Below are 6,266 nucleotides of genomic sequence, written 5' to 3'. Positions count from 1 at the left end.
AAACAGGCCGAGCACGATAAAAAAATAAGAGATCAAGCAAGACAAGAAGCACTTGCTGAACTCCGAAAGGGGTTTGGGAATCATAGCTAAAACTATTAAAGAAATTGCTGATGAATTTGGCGTATCAAAACAAGCTGTTAGAAAAAAATTAGATGCAAACTTTAGATCAAATTATGTACAAACTGTGACTAGAAACGGGGTGCAAACCCTTGTTATTGTAAATTCAGGATATTTGCTGTTAAAGAAGCATTTTATTGGTGGAAATAACCAGAAACCAAACGGGGGAACATTTACTAGTAACACTGGTAACAACAATCAAGCTACAATAGAATTACTCAATCAACAAATAGCAATCAAAGATAACCAAATTAAAGAAAAAGATGAACAATTGAAGTCAATGCAAAAATTATTAGATCAGTCACAACAATTACAATTGATGAACCAAAAGAAAGACAAACTAAATTCTATACCTGTACCAGGAAACAGCAAGGTTAACGTGATAGAAAAATCCATAAAAAAGTGGTGGCATTTTTGGTAATTATGGTGGTTTCTAAAAAAAGTAAAAAGAATCGTTAACTATCTTGTACAAGAAACTAATTTTACAAAGATACGCTATGTATTTATCTTTACCATTATTCGATATCTCTTTAAATTATGTAATCAAGAAAGGAATATTATCTTGCAATCCCAATTATTGTCCTTATCAGAAATTTTCAATAATACATTATTTAGAATCCCAGATTACCAACGTGGTTATGCTTGGTCAAAGAAAGAGTACTTTGACTTTTGGGAAGATATAACACGCTTTTCACCTAACATTCAATACTATATGGGAGTCATTACCACAGACAAAATTCCTAATGAAAAAATAAATCAATCTCCTGACTATTGGCTTGTAGAGTCAACAGGATACACTCCTTTTTACATTGTAGACGGACAGCAGCGTTTGACCAGCCTCGTTATTCTATTATCAGCTATTATCCATACAGCTGAAGACAGAAATCTAACAGTTATAAATTTTACCAAGCTATCGTCAATAAAAGAATTGTTTATAGCAAAGCCTAAGGGAGATTCAACTATCGATTACACGGCACTTTTTAATTACTCTAATAATAATTCTAGCAAAGAATTTTTTGAGAAAAATATACTACTTTTACCGTCAACTGATGAAGATAAAATAGTTATGAATAAATATAATCAAAACTTACTAGATGTGTATCACTATTTTTTAACTAAAATAGAAATATTATCTAACGCTGACCTTTGCGCTTTGTACTCTAAAGTTACAACAAAAGTAGTATTTAATGTGTATGAAATAAACCAAGACGTAAATATATTTGTAACTTTCGAAACTATGAATAATCGTGGCAAAGGATTATCAACACTCGAATTATTAAAAAACAGATTAATTTATATCAGTACCCTGTTCACTGGCAATTCCAAAAGAAATGCCCCTAAACTTCGCGAGGAGATAAATGGCTGTTGGAAAAAGATCTATAATTATCTTGGCAAAAACCCTAGAAATATGTTACCAGATGATAGTTTTCTTATGGCACATACAGTATCCTATTTTTCCAAGGAAAAAAGAATAGGAAACCATAACTATAACCAAAGGTTCATTGACAATGGCAGGCTTTCACAGTTCTTACTTGATCAAAAGTTTACCGACAAAAATGTGCAAAGTGGAAATTTGTCTCCAGACGATATTTTCCGCTATATAAGCAGTTTAAATTCCAGTATTCAAATTTGGTATGTCCTTAATTTTCCATTGGATGAAAGGATAGCCCCCATCATATCCAAGAATATCCGTATTTACTTGATCAAACTAGCATCTTTGGAATCACGTATACCTCGTTATCATCCTAATATGCTGGATTGGAAAAACGAAGTATTGTTTTATTTTCTAAAAACGCCTTCTGAGGTATCACGTTTAAATTTTCTGGAGCAATTAGATAGGTATTACTTTATCCAAGGATTCTTTGCCAGTGCTTACAGTGCTTACATTCCTTTTTTCAGCTTGAGTCATGAAATCAAGTCCGTAATCCACAACAGTAATGAAGATGCTCCAGATAAAATAACACAACAAATAAAAATGACTATTGATAAGTTTGTTCAAACCGAACAATATAAGGAAAGTATTTCTGCCATTTGTAAAGAATTATCAATTACCGGGTTCTATAAGTCCGGTCGCGCAGCTTTCCCAACAAAACACGTCTTGGCTTGTTATGTTATATATCTAGCTGAAAAATCTAAAGAACAAATGAGTCTTGAAGATATCTACCAGTTGTTTTTCGCTATTACCGATGAGTTTCAACCAACATTAGAACATATTTATCCGCAAAAAGTCTCTAAGACAACAAATTGGAATAACTATTTTAATCAGTATAGTCAAAACCAAAAAAATAAAATTAAAAATTCAATAGGTAACCTCGTTATAATTAATCGCAAAAAAAATGATAGACTTAGTAATGCTTCTTTTAAGGACAAAAAAGAGCACGGCAATGTTTGTTTTAAAAATGGTAGCATTGATGAACGTACCATTGCTCGCAACAATAATTGGACTTTGAAAGAAATAAAAAATCGAGGGTTAGATATTTTTAATTTTATTAATACTAATTGGGAAATCAAAATTCCAAGAGATCTACGCATAGACTTTATTGGCCTAGGTAAAGTTGTAACAAGATGAGGGTTATAATATACAAATCGCCCCTCGAAAACGTTGAAAGAATAACCCCCAATATCTATAATGTAGATATTGGGGGTTATTTGTCATTATATGCCAAAAACAACTTCTTCTATTTGTCATCAATACTAAACAATAATTTGTACAAAGTGATTATTTCTTCTAGTTCTTCACGCGATACATGATCGACAATAGTTTCATCAGTGACATGTCTTGCCCGTAAATCTAAGGCTATGGTTTGATCTAATAATACTTTTCCATATACTGTTTGACTACTAGTTAGTCGATGATACATTGGAAAATTACGCTTGGTACTGCTAATTGGAGCCACAATCGTCATGTTACTTGTCTGACAGACTAGATCATTGCTTAGCGCAATCGCTGGTCGCTTATTCATCTGTTCATGACCACGGCTTGGATTAAAGTTAACATAAAATATATCACCTTGGCTTACCATTGAAGTTCATTACCTTCTGACTTTCCCCAATCAAGCTCGTGATCCCTTTTCCCGTCATCTTGCCAATCCTTAAATAGTTCGTGAATATTGGTTGGGTTCTTTTTTATTGGTGTTAAAACAATTGATCCATTTTCAATGGTTATTGTCATATCTTGGTTATCATCTAATTTCAGTTGTTTAATAATTTGGCTAGGAATTCTAGCAGCTTTCGAGTTTCCCCACTTTGCTAAGCGTGTTTGTTCTTTAATAAGTTCCATATTTTCCCCTCCTAAATTATTATTACAAGCCAAGTATATCCCATGTAGATACGTAATGCAAATATTCTTACTGGAGGTCATTTACATGCAACAAGTTGTCTTACCCATCAAAGATTCAAATGTTCTCAAGGAGGTTCAAGATACCTTACTCAACAACTTTAAAGCTGGCCGGCGTAACTATACAGTTTTTCAAGTTGGCAAAGCGACACTGTTGCGAGTCAGTGATGTCATGCGCTTAAAACAAACCGATATTTTTAATCCGGACGGTTCTATTAAACAAAATGCGTTCATTCACGACCGAAAAACGGGTAAGCCTAATACCTTGTATCTTAAACCAGTTCAAACAGAGCTCTTATTGTATCGTCAATGGCTGCTTGATCATCAGCTGGATTCTGAATGGCTCTTTCCTTCCCTTCAACACCCCGAGCGCCATATCACGGAAAAACAGTTTTACAAAATCATGAGCAAGGTTGGTGATCTGTTAGGCATTAATTATCTAGGTACCCATACGATGCGCAAAACTGGGGCTTATCGTGTTTACACGCAATCAAATTACAATATTGGCCTAGTCATGCACTTACTAAATCACTCAAGTGAATCAATGACTTTAGCTTATTTAGGCTTGGATCAAGCAAGTACAGAAAACATGTTGAACCAAATTGATTTTGGGTAAATTAGTTTGATTTTGTTGTCGCCAACGGCGACTTCTGGTACAGGTTTTTAATGGGTCTAGCACAACATAGAATAAATTCTATGTGTAAGTGCGCATTGACCTCGTTTAACTCGGTCTACTGATAACCATAAAATCAATTTCTGCCGTTGTTGAGTTAACTGTATTTTTAATTCAATTTATGTTTTCACCTAACTAAGATTGTTATGTTTTAAATACTTAAAAAGTATTACGGATTACGCTGGTTTAAGCCAAAACTTCTTAATTGTTTTGTGCAGAGAAACTTTATAATTTTGGTAGCAAATTTTGAATAACGGTACTGTAAAATCTGTAAATCTAAACTGAAAGCATTATTTTGATGTTAGGAGTCATTAAGATGGACGAAAAGAAAGTATTAAAACCCATTGATGAAATGCTTGCTGATCCTTGGCAAGTTGATATTCAAGAATTGTTTGAAGCTTCTGTCAATGAACCTGACGAGATCAAAAAGAATTTGTATGATTCCCTGTATACTTATGTTTTGCAAAAAAGACAAGAAGATATTATTAATCGTCCTGGCTTCGTTATTTAGCCCTCTAAAAGCCTGCTGAGGGCTTTTTATTTTTGCTTTGGTATAAATATATATAAACAGTCTCAAAATCGCTAGAAACGAGAAATAAGGCCCTTAAAAACGAATATAGCAGTTAGATTCTTGTTAAGATTCAAAAAAACTAACTGTTTGCTGTCAATGGTAGCGGACGAGCGTAGCGTGGGAGCATAAGGAATTGACAGCTCTAAACCAGTCTTAACACTGAAATGGCGAAAGCCAAAGTTTTATAGAAACTTTGCTTTCCTGCCTAACGGCGAGTGAAAAAGCGGTCAAGCTGGTTCAGCTTGGACGGGGTACGGGGCGTCAGCGCCCGTATTGAATGTGGCTTGCCACACCTTTTAGGCAACGAACGTAGTGAGGCGCAAGGAGCGTAGCGACTGAAGTTTAATGTGAGCCGGTTTTTGGATCACTCCTTTGTGTTTTTTGTTGCTAAGTTTTGACTTCGTACAGTGGTACCTCTTTTAAACCTCTTTTATAAACCTCTTTTAAACCTCTTTTAGACCCCTCTTGAGGCTTACTCTCCCAAGGCTTATAGAAGTTTATCAACGAGGTTTTGTCTGTTTATCAACGAGGTTTTGTCTGTTTATCAACGAGGTTTTGTCTGTTTATCAACGAGGTTTTGTCTGTTTATCAACGAGGCTTTTAATGGTGATCGTTGATAAGCAATCGTTGATTTTATATAATAGTTATGGAGGTGTGATTATGAGCAATGAACTTATAAAATATGATCCTGAACTTAATACCATTCCGTTACGTAAATTCACCCCTATTGAAATGAATCTATTTTTTTCAATTATTTCTCGTATGCGTGATAAGGGAGATCAGACAGTTAGATTTTCTTTTGAACAACTTAAAGATTTGAGCAACTATAAACCGACTGCAAATAATCGCTTTGAAGATGATATTCAAAGAACTTATGAAAAGTTAATGGGACTTCATTTTGGAAGACGTAGTAAATCTGGATTAAATAGAGAAATGTTTGTTATGTTTACTAAATTCAGAATTGTTGGTGAAGCTGATTCTCCTTATATAGACATTGAAGTATATAAAGATGCTTTGCCACTTCTTAATAATTTAGACACGTGGGTTAGATATGCTTTAGCGGAATTTAGAGATCTTCGAAGCAGTTATGCTAAAACCGCTTTTAGATTGTTAAAAGGTTTCAGAACAACCGGTTATGCTTTTTTATCAAAAGAAGATTTTTTTGAGTTACTTGATATTCCTAAAAGTTATTGGAAAAAACCGGGAGACGTTGATAGATACGTTCTTAAACCAATCAGAGAAGAATTGACCCCTCTTTTTAGAGGCCTAACTGTTCGAAAGAAATATGGTAAAGGCCGCGGGAAACCAGTGATTGGGTATTCTTTTACTTGGAAGCCTGAAAAGAAAGACGCTAACGACTTCTCACAAGGTCAATTTCAAGATGAACGTCAAAAACTATTTAACATTCAGCATAATGGTGAATTAACAGAACAGGAAAAATGGCGTGCCATTGATAAAGTTAAGGGGTTAACTCTAGGCTCTACTGAGAAACAAGCATTGGCTGATAAACAGGCCGAGCACGATAAAAAAATAAGAGATCAAGCAAGACAAGAAGCACTTGCTGAACT

At 34.4% G+C, this 6,266-nt stretch carries 8 protein-coding genes; 6 read left to right on the top strand and 2 right to left on the bottom strand.

Annotated features, from left to right (window positions below; all coding sequences use genetic code 11):
• The 3 genes from EKM84_RS14540 to EKM84_RS13935 form a co-directional block, all read left to right on the top strand.
• On the top strand, positions 1–90 hold a 90-nt coding region (locus EKM84_RS14540; protein WP_125766267.1), incomplete at its 5' end, for a replication protein A.
• A complete protein-coding gene (locus EKM84_RS13940) occupies positions 80–538 on the top strand; it encodes a DUF536 domain-containing protein (RefSeq protein ID WP_404819578.1) in 459 nt (152 codons plus the stop codon). The genes EKM84_RS14540 and EKM84_RS13940, both read left to right, overlap by 11 nt.
• A 141-nt stretch (positions 539–679) precedes the next feature.
• Positions 680–2,686: a DUF262 domain-containing protein gene (locus tag EKM84_RS13935; RefSeq protein WP_164511415.1), complete on the top strand. Its 2,007-nt coding sequence runs from the start codon at positions 680–682 to the stop codon at positions 2,684–2,686.
• Positions 2,687–2,795: 109 nt separating this feature from the next.
• On the opposite strand, the gene EKM84_RS13930 is transcribed toward EKM84_RS13935, so the two are convergent.
• Both EKM84_RS13930 and EKM84_RS13925 read right to left on the bottom strand, forming a co-directional pair.
• On the bottom strand, positions 2,796–3,140 hold the full coding sequence (locus EKM84_RS13930) for a type II toxin-antitoxin system PemK/MazF family toxin (RefSeq protein WP_001748110.1): 345 nt from the start codon (positions 3,138–3,140) through the stop codon (positions 2,796–2,798).
• Positions 3,134–3,397: an AbrB/MazE/SpoVT family DNA-binding domain-containing protein gene (locus EKM84_RS13925; protein ID WP_001748109.1), complete on the bottom strand. Its 264-nt coding sequence runs from the start codon at positions 3,395–3,397 to the stop codon at positions 3,134–3,136. Before EKM84_RS13925 ends, EKM84_RS13930 begins: the two co-directional genes overlap by 7 nt.
• 85 nt (positions 3,398–3,482) lie before the next feature.
• Here EKM84_RS13925 and EKM84_RS13920 point away from each other — a divergent pair, with 85 nt between their 5' ends.
• The 3 genes from EKM84_RS13920 to EKM84_RS13910 all read left to right on the top strand — a co-directional run.
• A complete protein-coding gene (locus tag EKM84_RS13920; RefSeq protein WP_125766265.1) occupies positions 3,483–4,070 on the top strand; it encodes a site-specific integrase in 588 nt (195 codons plus the stop codon).
• A gap of 355 nt (positions 4,071–4,425) precedes the next feature.
• A complete protein-coding gene (locus EKM84_RS13915) occupies positions 4,426–4,638 on the top strand; it encodes a hypothetical protein (protein WP_027822200.1) in 213 nt (70 codons plus the stop codon).
• A gap of 720 nt (positions 4,639–5,358) precedes the next feature.
• Positions 5,359–6,266: replication initiation protein (locus tag EKM84_RS13910; protein WP_164511414.1), on the top strand; the 908-nt coding region annotated here is incomplete at its 3' end.

The organism is Levilactobacillus mulengensis, assembly GCF_003946045.1.
GTDB classification, from domain to species: domain Bacteria; phylum Bacillota; class Bacilli; order Lactobacillales; family Lactobacillaceae; genus Levilactobacillus; species Levilactobacillus mulengensis.
Note: the sequence above shows the minus strand (reverse complement) of the source record. Positions and strands in the feature narration are given on the sequence as shown.